Genomic DNA, 18,320 nt, shown 5'->3' with positions numbered 1-18,320 from the left:
AATCTTGAATCACGATTGATGTGGTGACAAACATGTGTTGGACTCATTGATGACTGCTGGGTGAGATTGTGTGTGTGAATAGTCCAGCAGCACAGCGGGTTTCCGAGGGGACCAGCAGGGGAGCTCCCTATGGAAGTCTGTCTCGCGTCGCTCTCACGGCGATCGCTCCCGCGTCGTGGGGCACGACCTATGTCGTCATCACCGAGCTTCTGCCGCCGGGACATCCGCTGTTCGCGGCGGTCATGCGGGCGTTGCCCGCGGGCCTGATCGCGCTGGCGATCACCCGGATCCTGCCGCGCGGAGAATGGTGGTGGAAGGCCGCGGTGCTCGGCGTGCTGAACATCGGCCTGCTCAACGCGCTGCTGTTCATCGCGGCCGAACGCCTGCCGGGAGGTGTTGCCGCGACTCTGGCTGCGGCCCAGCCGCTCATTGTCGCCGTGCTGGCGGTGATCATCCTGCACGAGCAACCCTCCGCCTGGCGCGTCGCGTGGGGAGTGACCGGCATGGCCGGTGTCGGCTTGGTGGTGATCGGGCCGGCCGCGGCGCTCGACACGACCGGGATCGTGGCGGGCCTGGCCAGCGCGGCCTCGATGGCGCTCGGGCTGACGCTGACCAAGCGCTGGGGTCGTCCCGTCGAGGCCACTCCTACTGCGTTCGCGGGCTGGCAACTCGCCGCGGGAGGCCTGTTCCTGGTGCCCGTCACATTCGCGGTCGAGGGACCCCCTCCCGCGATCGACCCGGCCGCCGCCCTGGGCTACCTGTGGCTGGGTCTGGTCGGCGGTCTGATCGCCTATGTCCTCTGGTTCCGCGGCATCGGCACCTTGCCCGTGACCTCGGTCGCGGTTCTCGTCCTGCTCTCGCCGCTGGTCGCCGCCGTGCTCGGCGCGCTCTTGCTCGGCCAGACACTCGGCTCGATCCAACTGGTGGGTTTCGGGCTCGCACTCGCCGCGATCGTCGCGGGACAGCTTCCCGCGCCCACCCGCTCACCCGCCTGAAGTCTCGACGCCTACACCCTGAAGGGGCACTCGAATGAAGATCGCCGTTGTCGGCGCCAATGGCATGGTCGGCTCGCGCGTCGTCAACGAAGCCGCGAGCCGAGGCCATGACCTCATCGCGGTATTCCGGAAAGAGCGGCCTGCCGCCCTGCCGACCGGCGTGACCGCCGTCGAGGGCGACGCGAACGACACCGACCACATGAGCAGACTGTTCACCGGCACCGACGCGATCGTGGCCGCGACCCGCCCCGGGCCCGGGCAGGAACACGCCGTAACCATGACCACGACGGCCCTGCTGGACGCGGCCACGACTGCCCGGACGCGCATCCTCGTGGTCGGCGGCGCCGCCCCGCTGCGGGTTTCGGGGCGCCCCGACCAGCTCGTTCTCGACACCCCGGAGTACGTGCCGCCGGCAATCCGAACCATTGCCGCTGCCAGCGCCGCGCAACTGGAGGCGTGCCGAGCACACCCGGCCGACTGGGTCTATCTCAGCCCGCCCGCCCTCCTCGAGCCCGGACGTCGCACCGGTGAATACCGCCGCGGCACCACCACACTCATCACCGGCGTCGACGGTGCATCCCGAATCTCGGCCGAAGACCCTGCCGTGGCCGTCCTCGACGAGCTCGAGAACCCACGCGGCGCCGAACACTTCACCGTCGGTTACTAGCGAACATCGGGTTCGCGAGACCGCCCGCGCCGACCACCCCGGGCGCCGACTGGAAGCAGCTGATCGTGCCGGCGGATCCGTCCGCACAAGACGATGGAGGGAACGATGAGATGAAGCGAGTGCTCGGTATCTCGGTTGCGCTCGCCTGCCTCGGCGTGGTGCTGGTACCCGCGGACCGTGCGGCGGCGCACCGCCCGGTGTGCCCCGCCACGATCGACCTACCCACGGGGTTCCAGCCGGAGGGTATCGCGATCGGGTCGCTGCCGGTGGCCTACTTCGGCTCGCGGGCAGACGGTTCCATCTACCGCGTCAGCCTGGTGACCGGGCAGGGCGACATCCTGAGCCCCGGGACGGGGACGCCGTCGCTCGGGCTCGAAATCGACCATCGCGGTCGGCTGTTCGTCGCCGGCGGCACCGGCGGCGACGCCCGCGTCGTGGACACCCGTACGGGCGCGCTGCTGGCGAGCTACCGGCTCGCAACACCGCCGGACACGTTCGTCAACGACGTGGTGCTCACACCCACGGGCGCGTGGTTCACCGACTCGCGCACACCCGTGCTGTACCACCTGCCCCTCGGCCGAGATGGTGCGCTGCCGCCGCCCGCGGCGGTGATACGACGTCCGCTGACCGGCGACATCGTTGACGTGCCCGGAGCGATCAACGCCAACGGGATCGTGCGCACGCCCGACGGCACCGCGCTGATCATCGTGCAGTCGGTGACCGGCCACCTCTTCCGCATCGATCCCGCGACGGGCACGACGCGGCAGGTCGCTCTCGGCGCCGAGGCGGTGCCGGGCGGTGATGGACTGCTATTGCACGGCAACACGCTGTATGTCGTCCAGAACCGGCTCAACGCGATCGCCGTGGTCGCACTCGACCGCGCGGGCACGACGGGCACGGTCGAGCGGCGCGTCACCGATCCGCGCTTCGACATACCGACGACCGTCGCGGCGTTCGGAGAGTGCCTGTACCTGCCGAACGCCCGCTTCACCACGTCGCCGACGCCGACCACACCGTACAACGCTGTCGCGGTCGTTCGACCCCGATGAGGGGGTCCGGGGTCGGCCGGAGTCTTCACGGACGCGCCGCCGCATGGCGCGGATCTTCGTGCAGGAGATCGCGACGACGGATCTCGTCGGATCGATTGAGAATTCGCCACTTCTAGCGAGAACTGACACGCGAAGGGGGTGCACAGTTTTCGCGATGTTTCGTTGATAATTCGTAGCGTCACGACAAACGAAACGAAACGTATTGAAATGCACGATTTTCGGTGACACCCAACGAATCTGACCGCCGATAAGGTTCACTTATCGGTGGTCAGACGTGCGGTCGGTCGAGGGCGTGTCTTTGTCGACGATCCCAGATTTCTCGCCGCGACCTACCCGAAGGTCGTCGACGTCACCGCCCTGCTCATCTCGCCCTACTGGCGGCGGATCGCCGCCGACCATCGAACGCGCACGGCGTTTTTCGCTGAATCCGGATGGCGCATCCATGGCGGCCGCCGACGCGGGCCCGGCCGCCATCAACGTCTCTACCGATGGGCCGAAGACCTCGGCAGCGAACGCCCCCTCGAGCTCGAACCCGATTCTGATCTCATCCGATACTTAGACTCGCCCCGATCCTTCCCGACTCAGTGAGTCTGGTGAAGCCGACCGGAGCCCTGCGCCGCAGCAGCTGAGCGAGCCAACGGCAGTGACTTACCTCGCTAACTTAGCATGTTAAGTTAGAGGGATGGAGCGGAAACTGAGCTTCGACCTGCACGTTCTCACGGCCCGTTTGGACAGGGCGGCAGACCGAATCCTGCGCGCAGAGCACGGCGTGTCCTACAGTCGATTCCTTGCTTTGACGTTCGTTGGCGAGTTGGGGGCCTCGACGCAACGGGCGCTTGCCGACCGGCTCGGCGTGACGGAGCCGTCGGTCAGTCGCATGACGGCCGTCCTGGCCGCGGAGGGGTTACTCGTCGTTCAACCCGACCCGGGAGGCGGGCGAAGCCGGCGGCTCAGCCTCACCGGCAAAGGGAAACAGCTGGTGGCCGCCGCCCAGCAGGGCCTCGAAGAGAGGCTGGCGGCCGTCGTCGCCGAAAGCGGTGTGCCCTACGACGAATACGCGCGGCAAACCGCGCGCCTATTGACCACCTTCGAGCATCTGGAGGCCCTCAAATGAGTTATGGCACCCCTGTCGCGTCGACTCGGCAACGCTCGGTCGTCTCGGCGGACCGCACATCCATCAGCTACCGATCGATGGGCAGCGGACCTGGTGTGATCGTGGTTGGCGGCGCGCTGTCCACGGCACAGGACTACCTGCCGCTGGCATCAGAACTGGCTCAGTCCTGCACAGTGCATCTCGTCGAACGGCGCGGGCGCGGCGCGAGCGGACCACTCGGGCACGACTACAGCTTGCAGAAAGAAGTCGACGACCTGCTCGCCGTTCACACCGACACCGGCGCGCGACTGGCGTTCGGTCACAGCTACGGCGGACTCGCGATACTCGAAACCGTGCGGTCGTCGCCGGTGTTCGACCGCATAGCCCTCTACGAGCCGGGAGCCCCCGGCGGGCATGTCGCCACCGAATGGATGGCTCTCTACCGCGCCCGCCTGGCCGCCGGCGATCCCTACGGCGCATTCGCCTACTTCATTCAGGGATCCGGCGGCGCGCCGGGATTCGTGACCAAGCTGCCGCACTGGTATCTGCGCGCCGCATTGCGCATCGGGTTCCGCGGACAACGATGGCAGCGGATGCGTCCGCTCCTGGAAGCCAACCTGGCCGAGCATGAGCAATTGGCCGCCCAGCAGGACCGGCTCGACGAGTTCGCCAACCTCACCGCCGCGACGTTGATCCTTCGCGGAACCCGCACATCCTCGACAACCCGAGCAGAACTCGACGCCCTCACCGACACACTCCCCAACGCCACCCTCGACACCATGAAGGGACTCGACCACTTCGGGCCCGAAGGGAAGTCGGGACAAACCGTCGCTGAGCGAGTCATCACCTTCCTCCTCGAACACTGAGGGCCACAGCGAACAATCGAGCCCCCGTGTTCCGCAGGAGCCGCTATTCCATCACTTGGTTAGGGTTGTTCTGGGGCATCGGTGTTCAGCAGGGCGGGATGTTCGATCTGCTCGCGGAGTATGTCGCCGTGGCCAGCGTGACGTGCGAAGTCCTCGCTCAGGAGCAGGCAGATAAACCGTAGGCTGACGTCACCGAGGTGGGGGTGTGTCTTGGTGTCGTCGAGGTCGAATTCCGCTGCGATCGCGCGGGAGCGGTCGCTGGCGCGCTCGAATTCGGCGATCACGTCGGCCAGAGTTTCGTTGTCGTCGACGACGAAACTGGCGTCGCCCGCCGTCGTGCCGCCGTCGCATTCGCTCTTGGGCAGGCCTGCCAGGACGTGCTGGAACCAGATCCGTTCGGCGACTGCGGCGTGCTTGAGCAATCCGATCGGGGTGGTCATCGACGCAACGAGGCGACGGCGGGCGTCTTCTTCGGACAGACCGCGCACGGTATTGACCAATTCGGCTCGGTTGCGGTCGAGCTGGCTCTCGATCAAGTGGCGTTCAGCACCGGTGGTGACTCGTGGTATCGACCATGTCATTGTCTTCTCGATTCTGTTGGTTGGGGTTGGATCTGACTGTCGGGCTAGTGGTTTCGGGTTTTGCGGCGCCTCCGTCAGCAGGGGGATGATGACCGTCCAGCGGGGCATGTAGCGGACGGGTGACGATCGGAGTTGAGGAAGCGGCGGTGCGGAGGCGCTGGATTTCGTAGTGCTGGGCGGCGATTCCGGCAAGGGTGAGCGTCCGGAAGTCGGTGAGTTTGTCGATCGTGGCGCTGGCCTCGGCGAGCCGCTCGCTGAGCGCGCGGTTGTCGGCCTCGCGTCACAAGATCTGGGTGCCGCGGGGGTCCGGGATGTCGCCGGCCTGTTGCATCGCGCGGAGGCGTTGCTCGAATTCCATCCTCAGATGGGCGTAGGGCCGACCGCCGTAGAAGGCGGTGCGGTCGACTCCGGCTTGGGCGGCGAGGGGCTTGACATCGCAACACCCGCCGGGCGGAATCTCCCCGCGCAAGAGCCGTTCGATAGTAGCACGGATGCGATTCTCGTTTTGGAGACGTTGGGCGGCAGTGATTCTCATTCCCGACCCGGTGCGTTGGTCCGGTGGCAGTGTCGAGCTGGTGACGACCCGGGCGGCCCGGCCTCGGCGGCGGGGCTTGGCGCCTGTGGACTTCACCGGGGCGCTGCGGCCGGCCAGGTCCAGGTCCTCGATGTTGATCTGCAGCAGTTCCTCGACGCGGGCGCACGTCTCGTACAGCAGCAGCCCGTTATCCGGGGTAGCGAAATCGCTCGGGTAAAGCTGCCGAGCGCGCGACAGGCGGCATGTGCGGGTATTCGCCTGGTGTTGAGTTTGTTGCGTGTCAGCGCCGTCCCCGGAAGGTGCGGCGTAGGTCGCCGGTCCATTGGTCGGGGATTTCCCAGGGGATGAAGTGGCCGCCGTGGTCGTGGACGGTGAGGTTGACGTGGTTGTACCACTGGGCGCGGTCGCTGGCGCGGAAGTGTTCGACGCGTTGGGCGGTGCTGATGCCGGGTGGGTTCTCGTAGCCGACGAAGGTGATGCCGGTGGGGGCCTGCACGACTGGCAGACGCTCGTGGGAAGGCGTCCAGGGGTAGCGGTTGTGGTTGGCGTAGAGGCGTATCGAGGTGCCGATGGTGTTGGTGGCCCAATAAATCGTGGCGTGGGTGAGGAGATCGTCTCTGCTGAACACGGTTTCGATGTCGCCGCCGTTGTCGCTCCATTTGAACCAACGTTCCAGGATCCATGCCAGCATGCCCGCCGGGGAATCGGACAGGGCGTGGGCGAGGGTGCTGGGGGCGAGGAGGTGGGCGGCCAGGTGGACGGCGAAACGCTTGTCCAGCTCCACGATTCGTGCGCGTGCCTCGGCGGGCAGGCTGTCGGGAATCGGTAGGCCGCCGCTGAAGTCCCAGGCGCGATCGCCGTTGAACAGGGTGAGTTTCAGTCCGGATCCGATGTGGATGGCGTACAACTCGTCGGCGTACTTGTGGCCGAGCTGCGCGGTGACCAGCGCGCCCACGTCGCAGCCGGCGGCACCGTATTTCTCGTAGCCCAGAACATCGGTCATGAGCGTGTGCCAGAGGTCGGCGACCTTCCAGAAGTTCAGATCCGGGCGGTTCGCCAGCGGGCTGGAGAACCCGAAGCCGGGAAACGAGGGCACGATCACGTCGAACGCCTCGGCCGGATCACCGCCGTGCGCCCCTGGATCCGCCAGCAAGTCGGCGACCTTGGACCAGTGCCAGAACGTCCAGGGCCAGCCATGTGTCAGAATCAGCGGTGTCGGATTCGGGCCGACGCCGGGCCTGCGCATGAAATGTACTGGCACCCCGTCGATTTCGATCTTGTAATGCTGGTAGGTGTTGATCTCGGCTTCGGCTGCGCGCCAGTCGTATCCGCTGCGCCAGTAGTCGACGAGCTCCTGGAGATAGCTGCGAGGCACGCCGTAATACCAGTCTTCATTGCCGACATCCTCGGGCAGGCGGGTCAGATCCAGGCGCTGCCGCAGGTCGGTGAGGACGCTGTCGGGGACGTGAATCTCCGTCGGCGTCAAGGGGAACGGTCGCACATCGCGGGTTCTGTCGCTCATCTGGCCTCCTGCACCGTTAGGGTGTCCACCTTACATAAGTAGCTTATTTAATCAACTTTTATAAGTCCCGGATATACTTGCTCGTGTGGACGACATCGACGCTTTCGACGTGGACACCTTCGCCGCGGTGATCGAGGACTTCAACCGCGTCTACATCCGCATCCCGGTACGGGAGAAGCTGCCGTTCACCACACTGTCGGTGCTCGACACCCTGGCTCACCGGGGCCCGGCGCGGCTGAGCGATCTGACCGAGACCGAGCAGCTGACCCAGCCGGGCATCACTCAACTCATCGCGCGCTTGGAGCGCGACGGGCTGGTGCTGCGCCGCCGTGACCCTGACGATGGACGGGCCGTGATCGTGCACCTCACCGAGGCGGGCCGGCAGGTGCGGCAAACCCGCCACGACGACCGGGTCCGGCACCTGGCTCCGATGGTCTCCGAGTTGAGCGCCGCACACCGTCAGGCTCTCGCCGCCGCGCTACCCGCCCTCACCCGGCTCGCCCAGCTGGAACGAGAGCGCTGACACACAGGATCTACCCGCGACCTACCGCTCGCTCATCGCCACTACAGGACGTAGGTGAGAGGCAGCCGGAGTACGGGGTCCAGGTCGGAAGAGGGTGTCGCGGACCCGGAGCGGCCGATACCCGTCGGCCCGAGCTCGGCGTCGATGTCGACCTCGATTGCGCCGAAGAAGTTGATGTTCTCGCTGTGCGCCGGGCTGATATGTGCCAGCACATCGTCGTCGATGCGTCGCCCCGCCCGGCGCATCTGCTCCACCGCCAGGCCGTAATACTCTGTGGTCCAAGCGATCACGGCGTTGGTGGCCAGGTCGAACACCAGGCTTGTTCGGTCTGGTCTTCGAGCTGGCGGGCGCGGCTCATGCCCTCATGCGCGTACAGCAGATGGACGAGTAGATTGACGGCCGGTCAGGATCTGGTCCGCTGAGCCGGTGCCGGATTACTCGCGGCGAGGGCGTAGCGCTGCGAAGAGACCGAGTACGGCGACGACTACCAGCCACACCGTTGCTCCGAAGCCTGCGGTGACGACCGTTCCCCACAGCATGATGAACGGCCCGTATTCCGCCACACGGGCCCAGTATCCGCAGGGGCCCACATCTTGCGGGATGGTCGCGCATTCGGGGTGGCCGATGGCCGCGAAGGCCAGGGTCGCGAGCATCGGAATCGCAACGGCCACACCGAGTACGATCGCCAGGCTTCCGATGGGACGGGAGAGGACTGCCATGCGGTCAGACCCTAATGCGCGGCCGGGGGCGATTTCCACGCACACCCGCGCAGCCATCCTGCACTCTGTCGCAAGAGGGATCATCAACCCAAGGACTCCACCCACTAAGACAGAGCGGTGCAGCGTTATCGGTGACGACGGCCGGGGTCCTCAGAGCAACCACCCAGCGGAGGACAGCGGTGCATCGGACGCCAGAACGACACCCAGACGTTCACGACACCGGCGAAGACCGGTACGGGTAGGCGGTCGCGGTCCGCCTGACTGCGCTGAGGTCGTGCTACCCGGCGCCTGAATCTGGTGCGGGCTCAACGGATTTGATGCCGATGTGTCATGATCACTGCCCGACAGGATGCCGGTGAGAAATCGAGAGGAGTCTTCGTGCTGAAGAGGATCGTTGGTGGTCTGCTGGTCGCAGGGCCGATGCTGTTGTGCGGTACGGCCGTTGCGCAGGCGGAGGAGCTCGAGCCGGCGCCCGACTGCGTCGAGTACAGCTCGAATCAGGGGACTATTTCGGCTGTCACCCATTGCGTGGGGGGCCTCTACCTCCAGTCGGACATCGACCAGTGCAAGTACCTGGGTAGGAGCCAAACTTGGGCGACGATCGACGGTAAGCTCTACCGCTGCTCGCCGACCGAACCCAGCACAACGCCGTCAACCGGGTCAGCGTGATCGGCTGCGGCATATCCCGCGGCGCGGACCTCGCGGTCGTTGCCGTCTGACAGTACCGATTACCACTGTGGCCTGGCCCGGCTCGTAGCCCACGAGCTGGGCCACCAACTCGACGGTGTGCTCTACCCATACGCCACCGCAGCAGCCGGCAGCTCCTGCGGGTCGGTCGGGAACGCTTGTTGGTGTGACCCACAAATGTTATCGTTGGCCTAGCCCACGTTGGGGCGACCAATCATAATGTCGAAAGGGCCCGATGAACAAGCTCCGCCGTACACTCCCGATCCTTGCGTTGCCGTTGGCGCTGCTGGCCGCCGCGTGCTCGACCGGCGCCACCGCGACCGAGGATGACTCCACCCGGCGGCAACTGCGAGAACTGCTGGACCGTCACGAGATCCATGCCTTGGTCGACCGTCTTGCAACCGCCCTCGACGAAGGTCGATTCGACACGTTCAACACGATCTACACCGCCGACGTGAAGGCCAAGTCTCCCGGCGGCGAGGCGCAAGGACGTGACGCCGTGATCGCGTTGGCCAGTCGGAACCATTCGAACGAACGACGACAGCCGCACTACATCAGCAACGTGCAGATCGACTTGGCGGGCGACCGCGCGGCGGTCCGGGCGAACGCAGTCCTCGCGATTGTTCCGACATCCACCGTGGACGGCAGGATGGCCCCGGAACCCCTGTTCGCAGCGGGAGGGGGCTACCGATTCGACGCCGTCCGCACCCCCGAAGGCTGGCGATTCTCACGCGTGGAAACCGCACCCGTCTGGACTACAGGCACTCTGCCGTCCTGATCCGGTCACGCCGTTCCGGGACTCCTGGCCGACGCAACTACCGCGTCGGTCGGTCCCTCCGCTCGGGACAACATCGCCGGCGGCGAGTGCCGAGCCACCACCCACCCTGAACTCGTCGCGATCACCGCCCTGCTCACTTGCCCTACTGGCGCCACACTACGTCGCGGCAGTGCCAGGCAGCGACCGCACTACATCGCTTCCGGTCGGCCACCGACCAGGGAATCGGCGATACGAAGACCCCGTTCGATCGTATGTATTGTGCCCTTGAATCGCGCGCATCCGGAACGACAATTCATCTGGTAGACGGCGAGCCCCCATCGCCCAGCAGCCGACATGATCAGAGTGGCCCGAAATAGTCGCGGTCCATTACTCGACGGAAACCGGGAAATCTGCTGAAGTCCGCTGTTCGGGGGGTCGGTTGCGGTTCACTTATGCGGGCGGTGTGATCGTTTCTGGGCGGCGTCGAATGCCGGGGCGAGTGGTGCGAGTGTGGCGCGGAGTAGCTGCGGTAGTGCGCCGGACGGCACGACGAGTCCGCTGTTCGCGGGGGTCGGTTGCAGCCATTGTTCGAGCGCGACACGGACCGCGGCGGTCACGCTGGCCGCGAGCACGCGGGCGGTGTGCGGGTCGGCGTCGCCGAGGCGTTCGCCGATCGCGTCGGCGAGAGGATGTTCGATCGCGGTGGCGGTATGGACGAACGCGTCATGCAGTGCGGGGCGCGTGGTGATCAGCAGCAGCACGTCGCGACCGGGGTCGCCCTGGGCGGTGTACTGATCCACGATCGCGTCGATGACGGCATCGGCGAGGCGGACGTCGGCGGGCTGGTCGGCCACTGCGGCCCCGACCCGTGTTTCCCGTTCGGTGGTGACGGCGGCGACGATCGCCTGTTCACGACTGGAGAAGTAGTTGTTGTAGGTCCTCGGGGAGACGCCGGCGGCCTCCGCGATGTCATCGACGCGCACGTTGTCCGGGCCGCGCTCGAGCGCCAGCCGGAGCGCCGCCTCGCGCAACGCTTCCCGGGTGGCCTGCTTCTTCTGCTCGCGCAACCCCGTCCGTCGTGTGGTCACCGTCCCAGCATTGCACCTTTAGTACGTGTGCGCAAACTTGCGTGCGCGCAAGTTTCTTCCTAGCCTGAGGTCCGCATGCTCGACCGAAAGGAGAAGTCACTCGTGACCGTCGATGTCGTGATCAGCGGAGGTGGCCCGAACGGGCTGATGCTGGCCTGCGAGCTGGGCCTGGCCGGGATCCGGTCTCTTGTGCTGGAGCGGCTGGCCGCACCGAGCGAGGAACCGAAAGCGAATGGGCTGCTCGGCCAGGTCGTGCAACTGGTCGACCGGCGGGGCCTCTACGAGCGGCTCAGCGGCAGCCCCGCACCGCCGCAACCGAACTCCACCTACTTCATGTTCGCGGCGATGCCACTGGACCTGAGCCTGCTCGATGACAGCCCGATCTACGGGCTGGCGGCGCCGCAGCGCCACATCACGCAGGTTCTGGAAGAGCGTGCGGGCGAGCTCGGCGCGGACATCCGGCGCGGGCACGAGGTCGTCGGCCTGACGCAGGACGGCGACGCGGTGACCGTGGACGTCGCAGGCCCGGACCGAACTTACCGCCTGCGGGCCCGTTATCTCGTCGGCGCTGACGGGGCGCACAGCGTCACCCGCAAGCTGTCCGGCATCGGATTTCCCGGTGTCACCTACGACCGCACGACCAGCCGGGCGGCGCACGCCACCGTCCCGTCCGATTGGGTGGACCCGGAGACCGGTGCGCTGACCGTGCCCGGCTACGGGACCGTCCGGCCGTTCCTGCCGCTGCGCACCGAGCGCGGCGGGTTCTCCTACGCGCCGTTCCCGGGTCACCCGCCGCTGATCAGCACCATCGAGTGGGACCAGCCCGAGACCGACGCTCCGATGAGCCTCGACGAGCTTCTGGCCAGCGTTCGCCGAGTACTCGCCGCCGACGTGCCATTCGGCCCGCCCACCGGCCAGGGACCGCATGTGCTGCGTCGGCTCGACGGTGGCAACACCCGAATCGCCGATCGCTTCCGAGACCGCCGCGTGTTCCTGGTCGGCGACGCCGCCCATATCTACACCGCAGGAGGCGGCCCGGGTCTCAACCTCGGCCTGCAGGACGCGGCCAACCTCGGCTGGAAACTCGCCGCCGACATCCGCGGCGACGCACCGGCCGAGCTGCTGGACAGCTATGAGACCGAACGTCGGCAAGCCGCGTCCCGCATGGTCACCTACGCCCAAGCGCAATCCGCACTGATCGCCCCGGGCAGCGACGTCACCTCCCTGCGCGCACTGTTCTCCGAACTCCTGCGCGACCAGGACACCGTGCAGCGTCTCGCGGCCCTCACCGCAGGCGCTGACATCCCCTACGACATGGGCGCGGCCGACACCCACCCGCTCATCGGCCGGTTCGCCCCGGACATGGAACTGCGCACCCCGAACGGGACAGTCCGGCTGGCTGAACTGACCAGGACCGCGCGGCCACTGCTGCTCGACCTGACCGACGACACGTGCCTGGCGGGAACGCTGCCCGGATGGCACGGCCGACTCGACGTCGTCACCGCACGCCCCCAGCCCGGCTCGCCCACCGCGCTGCTCCTCCGCCCGGACTGCTACGTCGCCTGGGCAACCGCAGCACCCCACCCGGACGCCGCGGACCGAGAGGCACTCCGCGCGGCAGTGCAGCGCTGGCTGAGGACTGGTCAGGCGCCGACGTAGGCGGCCAAGTGCTCGCCGGTGAGGGTGGAGCGGGCGGCGACGAGGTCGGCGGGGGTGCCCTCAAAGACGATCCGGCCGCCGTCGTGGCCTGCGCCGGGGCCGAGGTCGATGATCCAGTCGGCGTGCGCCATGACCGCCTGGTGGTGCTCGATGACGATGACCGACTTGCCGGAGTCGACGAGCCGATCGAGCAGGCCGAGCAGCTGTTCGACGTCGGCGAGGTGCAGGCCGGTGGTCGGCTCGTCGAGGACGTAGACGCCGCCCTTGTCGGCCATGTGGGTGGCCAGCTTGAGCCGCTGCCGCTCGCCGCCGGACAGTGTGGTGAGCGGCTGGCCGAGGCTGAGGTAGCCCAGCCCGACGTCGGCGAGCCGAGCGAGGATGGCATGCGCGGCCGGCGTACGCGCCTCGCCGCCGCCGAAGAACTCCTCGGCCTCGGTCACCGACATCGCGAGCACCTCGCTGATGTCGCGGCCGCCGAGGTGGTACTCGAGCACCGCTGCCTGATACCGCTTCCCCTCGCACTCCTCGCACGTGGTGGTGACACCGGCCATCATCGCCAGGTCGGTGTAGATGACTCCGGCGCCGTTGCAGGTGGGGCAGGCGCCCTCGGAGTTGGCGCTGAACAGCGCCGGCTTCACACCGTTGACTTTCGCGAACGCCTTGCGAATCGGGTCGAGCAGCCCGGTGTATGTCGCCGGGTTGCTGCGCCGCGAGCCGCGGATGGGTGCCTGGTCGACCGACACCACGCCGGCCGAGGCGGGGATGGAACTGTGGATCAGTGAGCTCTTGCCGGAACCGGCGACGCCGGTGACGACGCAGAGTACCCCCAGCGGGACGTCGACGTCGACGTCACGCAGATTGTTCGCCGCCGCGGCGCGGATCTCCAGCGTGCCGGCGGGCTTGCGCACCGTCTTCTTGAGGGCGGCGCGGTCGTCGAAATGGCGGCCGGTGACGGTGCCGCTGGCCCGCAGCCCCTCGACGGTGCCTTCGTAGCAGACGGTGCCGCCCGCCGTACCGGCGCCGGGGCCGAGGTCGACGACGTGGTCGGCGATCGTGATCGCCTCCGGCTTGTGCTCGACGACGAGAACTGTGTTGCCCTTGTCGCGCAGCCGCAGCAGCAGGTCGTTCATCCGCTGGATGTCGTGCGGGTGCAGGCCGATGGTGGGCTCGTCGAAGACGTAGGTGACGTCGGTGAGCGAGGAGCCGAGGTGGCGGATCATCTTGACGCGCTGCGCCTCGCCACCCGACAGCGTGCCCGACGGCCGGTCGAGCGAAAGGTAGCCCAGCCCGATCTCCACGAACGAGTCGAGAGTATGTGCCAACGCGGTGAGCAAGGGCGCGACCGACGGGTCGTCGAGGCCACGCACCCATTCGGCGAGGTCGCTGATCTGCATCGCACAGACGTCGGCGATAGTGATCCCGCCGATCCGGGAGGAGCGAGCCGCCTCGCTGAGCCGGGTGCCATCGCATTCCGGACAGATGGTGAAGGTGACCGCCCGCTCCACGAACGCCCGGATGTGCGGCTGCATCGCCTCGGGGTCCTTGGACAGGAACGACTTCTGCACCTTGGGAATCAGTCCCTCGTAGGTCAGGTTGACGCCGTCGACCTTCACCTTGACCGGCTCTTTGTAGAGGAAGTCCTGTAGCTCCTTCTTGGTGTACTTGCGGATCGGCTTGTTCGGGTCGACGAAGCCCGACTCGGCGTAGACCCGCACCGTCCAGAAGCTGTCGGACTTCCAGCCGGGGATGGTGAACGCGCCGTCGGCGAGCGACTTGGAGTCGTCGTAGAGCTGGGTGAGGTCGATATCGGAGACCGTGCCCCGGCCTTCGCAGCGTGTGCACATACCGCCGGTGCGGTTGAAGGTCGCTTTCACGGCCTTGGTCTTGCCCTCACCGCGTTCGACCGTGATCGCACCGCTCGCCCGGACCGAGGCGGTGTTGAAGGAGAACGCGCTGGGCGGACCGATGTGCGGCTGCCCGAGCCGACTGAAGAGGATGCGCAGCATCGCGTTGGCGTCGGTGGCGGTGCCGACCGTGGAGCGGGGATCGGCGACCATCCGCTGCTGGTCGACGGTGATCGCGGTGGTCAGGCCGTCGAGTACGTCGACCTCGGGCCGCGCGAGCGTCGGCATGAAGCCCTGCACGAACGCGCTGTAGGTTTCGTTGATCAGCCGCTGCGACTCCGCGGCGATCGTGCCGAACACCAGCGAGCTCTTGCCCGAGCCGGAGACGCCGGTGAACACGGTCAGCCGACGCTTCGGGATCTCGATGCTGACGTCTTGGAGATTGTTCACGCGCGCGCCGTGCACGCGGATCAGATCGTGGCTGTCGGCAGCGTACGGTGCGGGCAACTGCGTATCCGTCCTCGTGGTCATGCTCATCGTGTCTCCATCTGTTAGGCGGGGCCGCCGTCGCGGTCTCCGTAGGCGTCGCCTGGCTCGATCTAACCAGCTTCGAGCAGTGCGTCCGGTTCTCCTTCTTCGGCGCTGTAGGCCGGGGCGCGAGAACCGAGGCAACCACGCCGCCTCGGCCCGTGGCCCGGCCGCGCGGCGCGCTCGGCCGGGGCGTCAGGCCAACCAGCGGCTGTCGAGCACGCACCTCGCGCCAAGCCCGGATGCGGCGCGAGGGGAAACCCGCGACACTGCGTGGCTCGGAGCACCCGGGTCGAAGAGGCTGTGCGCGACGAACCGGTCACCTGCTCCGGCGGCAGCGCGTCGAGGGCCGCACCCTCACCCGCCTCACCCAGACCTCTTTGTCGTGGGTGAGCGGATGCTCGGTGTCGCGACGACGCCCAGCGCGGGAGGGGGCGGCACTCATCGGTCGGAAAGCAGCTCGGGTGGTTGCCCTCGGATCGCTGCCGCTGGCAACCAGGCCGTCGCGCGCGGGCAATCCACTGTGCCGTCTGTGCAGGTCATGGCTGCGATTGCCGGACGGCTCAGCGCAGCTCCTGGATGCGGACCAAGTTGCCCGCGGGATCGCGGAAGGCACAGTCGCGAACGCCATACGGCTGCTCGGTCGGCTCCTGGACGACCTCGGCGCCGCCGGCCTGCACCCGATCGAACGCGCCGTCGAGGTCCTTGGTGGCCAGCAGCAGAGCAGCGTAGGTGCCCTTTGCCATCATCTCCTCGATGGTGCGGCGCTCCTCATCGGTGACGCCCGGGTCGGCACCCGGCGGATACAACACGATGGACGTGCCGGGCTGGTCGGCAGGACCGACCGTGAGCCAGCGCATCCCGCCGTATCCCACGTCTTTGCGGACCTCGAAACCGAGGGTTTCGCCGTAGAAGGCCAGGGCAGCCTCCGGGTCGTTGTGCGGCAGGAAGCTCGCGTGAATGGTGATGTCCATGCCAGTCACGCTAGGCGCGGCTCACGGGTCTGCGCTTCTCGATTCCTGATCGGTCTGGTCACCTGTTTGGCGATGCACGACGGCATTCCCGCCGTCGCGAGCGCCGCCTCACGCCGGTAGGTGCTCGGAGGTATACCGACCAGCTCGGTGAAGCGAGTGCTGAAGGTGCCCAGCGACTGGCAGCCGACCGCGAAACAGACCTCGGTGACGCTGAGGTCGCCACGGCGCAGCAGCGCCATCGCGCGCTCGATGCGCCGCGTCATCAGGTAGCCGTACGGCGACTCGCCGTAGGCGAGCCGGAACTGGCGGCTGAGGTGCCCGGCCGACATGTGGGCGTCGCGGGCGAGCGCCTCGACGTCCAGCGGCTGGGCGTACCCCCGGTCGATGCGGTCGCGGACGCGGCGCAGCCGTGCGAGGTCGCGCAGGTGTTGCTGCGCGGCGGGTTTGCTGGTCACCTTCGTGATCGTGCCACGTTGCACCGGAGTTGCCTAGCGCCGCCGGTGTCCCGCCCACACTCCGCGTCCGCTCTGGTCCGGCGTGCTCCACGTTCGAGGACACCGTCGAGGAGGCGTATCAGCACGCGACGGGGGTGTTCGTCGCGGATCGCGCACAAGACCATTCGCGATCCCGATGTCTGTCATGATCGTGGCTACGGTCTCGGCGGTCACCCGCTCATTGTGTTCGCGCGGTTCGGCGGTGATCCGTGCGGAACCATAGGTGCCGAGGTGACAACGAAGCCAACGTTACGATTTCGCGGTGTCCAACGTGTGCAACTATCCGGGCTGCTCTCGTCCCTTGACGCGGGGAGGCGGGCCCGGTCGGCCATCGGAGTACTGCGACCATCCGGATCACACGCGATGGCGCGCATGGCGAGAGCGGCAACGGCTGCAAAAGGAATCGGAGGCCCCCGCCACCGTTGTCACTGTGACGCAACAGGGTCCGGTGACTGCCGCGCGATTGCGTGCTGATGAGCTGCTCACCCAGTTCCGGGGGCTCGCCGGTCAGTTGAACACCACGTTGCATGCCGCTGTCGCGGAATTGTCCACGCTCGCCGACCCGTCCACAGCCGAGGCTCAGGTCCAAGCGGTGCAGGCGGACGCGGCGCGGCGGATTGCCGAGGCCGAGGCCGCCGCGGTGGCGGCCGAGCAGGCACGCAGGGAGGCGCAGGAAGCGAGGACCCTCGCCGAGTCGGCGGCCGAGGACGCCGTGAATGCCGCCGAACGGGCCGAAGGGCTGATCGCCGAGGCGAACTCGGCGCGCGAGGACGCACTGCGGGAAGTCGAACGAGTCGCCAAGCAAGCAGCCGATGACGTGTTCGTCGCGCGCAGCGACGCCGAAGCCGAGATCCGCACCGTGCGCCGCGAGACCGCCGAGGAAATCGAACGCGTCGAACACGATGCCGCCGAACAGGTCCAGCGCGCGGAGCGCCACGCGGAAACGGAGATCGCGCACGCCCAACGCGAAGCAGCCGCGCAGGTCAGCGCGGCCAACTCCGAACGTGAGCTCGCCATCCAACGCGCGACCGACGCCGAACGCGCGACCGAGCGCGCCGAACAGGCTGCGACAGAACGAGCTGAAGCCGCCGACGAGGCGCGGGCCGAATGGCGCAGGGTGCGTGCCGAACTCGACACCACTCGCGCCGAACTCACCGAATTCCGCCGCGCCGCCGCCGCCGACCTCTCCGCGGCTCGCGCCGACGCCGCCGCGGCCATCGACAAGGTTCGCACTGAAGCCGCCCAGCGACTCGCGGCCCTCGACGAAGCCCGCGCCCAAACCCTCGCTCGCGCCGAACGCGCCGAAGCCCAACTCGACGAACTCCTCGCCGAAATACGTCGCAAACCACCCGCTACTGGATCCGGCGAGAGCGAGGCCACGTGATCATCGAACATCGCGGCTCGAGATGTCGCCGACTCTCCTGTCCCCGCACCGGGATTCGATTCTGCACTTGACAGGCCATCCCGCACCTACGTCCCGGTAGGCGAGCGGGTCGTGCGGATCAATCGCCTCTGGACGCCGCAAGGCGGAAGATCGGGTTCCGGCCATGTCACCGCGCCCCTGGCCGCGCGCGGACGGCACTACCGCCGGTGGGGTATTCGTCCTGTTCGCCGGGTAATTCGAGGTGGAGTCCGACGCGGCCCAGCGATCCGCCGTCCGCGACAGTAAGGTTTTGCTTCCCGGTCGGCAGGACCGAGCTCCCTCGGTCGTTCGCGACACTCGGGCTCGGATCGGCGAG

General features: G+C 67.4%; 17 protein-coding genes and 1 pseudogene. 10 read left to right on the top strand and 8 right to left on the bottom strand.

Features of this window, described 5'->3' with window-relative positions:
- Positions 1-74 precede the first annotated feature (74 nt).
- The 5 genes from OHA40_RS34235 (at position 75) to OHA40_RS34215 (ending at position 4,670) form a co-directional block, all read left to right on the top strand.
- Entirely contained in the window at positions 75-995 is a 921-nt protein-coding gene (locus tag OHA40_RS34235; protein WP_330230940.1) for an EamA family transporter, read from the top strand.
- Between the two features lie 34 nt (positions 996-1,029).
- Positions 1,030-1,662, top strand: coding sequence for an NAD(P)-dependent oxidoreductase (locus OHA40_RS34230; protein WP_330230939.1), 633 nt, complete (start codon positions 1,030-1,032; stop codon positions 1,660-1,662).
- Positions 1,663-1,772: 110 nt separating this feature from the next.
- Positions 1,773-2,711: an SMP-30/gluconolactonase/LRE family protein gene (locus OHA40_RS34225; RefSeq protein WP_330230938.1), complete on the top strand. Its 939-nt coding sequence runs from the start codon at positions 1,773-1,775 to the stop codon at positions 2,709-2,711.
- Between the two features lie 682 nt (positions 2,712-3,393).
- On the top strand, positions 3,394-3,825 hold the full coding sequence (locus OHA40_RS34220) for a MarR family winged helix-turn-helix transcriptional regulator (protein WP_330230937.1): 432 nt from the start codon (positions 3,394-3,396) through the stop codon (positions 3,823-3,825).
- Positions 3,822-4,670 carry an alpha/beta fold hydrolase gene (locus tag OHA40_RS34215; protein WP_330230936.1) on the top strand — a complete coding sequence of 283 codons (849 nt, stop codon included), beginning with the start codon at positions 3,822-3,824 and terminating at the stop codon, positions 4,668-4,670. The genes OHA40_RS34220 and OHA40_RS34215 overlap by 4 nt, the downstream gene beginning before the upstream one ends.
- Positions 4,671-4,729: 59 nt before the next feature.
- Here the strand turns inward: OHA40_RS34215 and OHA40_RS34210 are convergent, their stop codons facing one another.
- Together OHA40_RS34210 and OHA40_RS34205 are read right to left on the bottom strand one after the other, a co-directional pair.
- On the bottom strand, positions 4,730-5,359 hold the full coding sequence (locus OHA40_RS34210; RefSeq protein ID WP_330230935.1) for a DinB family protein: 630 nt from the start codon (positions 5,357-5,359) through the stop codon (positions 4,730-4,732).
- Between the two features lie 707 nt (positions 5,360-6,066).
- Positions 6,067-7,308 carry an epoxide hydrolase family protein gene (locus tag OHA40_RS34205; RefSeq protein ID WP_330230934.1) on the bottom strand — a complete coding sequence of 414 codons (1,242 nt, stop codon included), beginning with the start codon at positions 7,306-7,308 and terminating at the stop codon, positions 6,067-6,069.
- Positions 7,309-7,393: 85 nt separating this feature from the next.
- On the opposite strand from OHA40_RS34205, the gene OHA40_RS34200 reads away from it, so the two are divergent.
- On the top strand, positions 7,394-7,831 hold the full coding sequence (locus OHA40_RS34200) for a MarR family winged helix-turn-helix transcriptional regulator (RefSeq protein ID WP_330230933.1): 438 nt from the start codon (positions 7,394-7,396) through the stop codon (positions 7,829-7,831).
- Positions 7,832-7,918: 87 nt separating this feature from the next.
- Here the strand turns inward: OHA40_RS34200 and OHA40_RS34195 are convergent.
- Positions 7,919-8,210 (bottom strand): annotated as a pseudogene (locus tag OHA40_RS34195) (Tn3 family transposase); the annotation flags it as partial.
- Positions 8,211-8,265: 55 nt separating this feature from the next.
- A complete protein-coding gene (locus OHA40_RS34190; protein ID WP_330230931.1) occupies positions 8,266-8,550 on the bottom strand; it encodes a hypothetical protein in 285 nt (94 codons plus the stop codon).
- A 378-nt stretch (positions 8,551-8,928) separates the two neighbouring features.
- On the opposite strand from OHA40_RS34190, the gene OHA40_RS34185 reads away from it, so the two are divergent.
- Both OHA40_RS34185 and OHA40_RS34180 read left to right on the top strand, forming a co-directional pair.
- The gene (locus OHA40_RS34185) at positions 8,929-9,219 is read left to right on the top strand and encodes a hypothetical protein (protein ID WP_330230930.1); all 291 of its coding nucleotides are present in this window, start codon (positions 8,929-8,931) and stop codon (positions 9,217-9,219) included.
- Positions 9,220-9,472: 253 nt separating this feature from the next.
- Positions 9,473-10,015, top strand: coding sequence for a nuclear transport factor 2 family protein (locus OHA40_RS34180; protein ID WP_330230929.1), 543 nt, complete (start codon positions 9,473-9,475; stop codon positions 10,013-10,015).
- A gap of 425 nt (positions 10,016-10,440) precedes the next feature.
- On the opposite strand, the gene OHA40_RS34175 is transcribed toward OHA40_RS34180, so the two are convergent.
- Entirely contained in the window at positions 10,441-11,082 is a 642-nt protein-coding gene (locus OHA40_RS34175) for a TetR/AcrR family transcriptional regulator (RefSeq protein WP_330230928.1), read from the bottom strand.
- A 102-nt stretch (positions 11,083-11,184) separates the two neighbouring features.
- On the opposite strand from OHA40_RS34175, the gene OHA40_RS34170 reads away from it, so the two are divergent.
- A complete protein-coding gene (locus tag OHA40_RS34170) occupies positions 11,185-12,741 on the top strand; it encodes an FAD-dependent monooxygenase (protein WP_330230927.1) in 1,557 nt (518 codons plus the stop codon).
- On the opposite strand, the gene OHA40_RS34165 is transcribed toward OHA40_RS34170, so the two are convergent.
- The 3 genes from OHA40_RS34165 to OHA40_RS34155 form a co-directional block, all read right to left on the bottom strand.
- Positions 12,726-15,116, bottom strand: coding sequence for an excinuclease ABC subunit UvrA (locus tag OHA40_RS34165; RefSeq protein ID WP_330234473.1), 2,391 nt, complete (start codon positions 15,114-15,116; stop codon positions 12,726-12,728). The two genes, OHA40_RS34170 and OHA40_RS34165, sit on opposite strands and share 16 nt — an antisense overlap.
- A 560-nt stretch (positions 15,117-15,676) precedes the next feature.
- Positions 15,677-16,087 (bottom strand): VOC family protein, encoded by a 411-nt coding sequence (locus OHA40_RS34160; RefSeq protein WP_330230926.1) that lies wholly within the window; start codon positions 16,085-16,087, stop codon positions 15,677-15,679.
- Positions 16,088-16,092: 5 nt separating this feature from the next.
- Positions 16,093-16,542, bottom strand: coding sequence for a helix-turn-helix transcriptional regulator (locus OHA40_RS34155; protein ID WP_330230925.1), 450 nt, complete (start codon positions 16,540-16,542; stop codon positions 16,093-16,095).
- A gap of 469 nt (positions 16,543-17,011) precedes the next feature.
- On the opposite strand from OHA40_RS34155, the gene OHA40_RS34150 reads away from it, so the two are divergent.
- Positions 17,012-17,965, top strand: coding sequence for a hypothetical protein (locus tag OHA40_RS34150; protein ID WP_330230924.1), 954 nt, complete (start codon positions 17,012-17,014; stop codon positions 17,963-17,965).
- Positions 17,966-18,320 lie beyond the last annotated feature (355 nt).

Source organism: Nocardia sp. NBC_00508 (assembly GCF_036346875.1).
Lineage (GTDB): Bacteria > Actinomycetota > Actinomycetes > Mycobacteriales > Mycobacteriaceae > Nocardia.
This window is presented reverse-complemented; position numbering and strand designations above follow the sequence as displayed.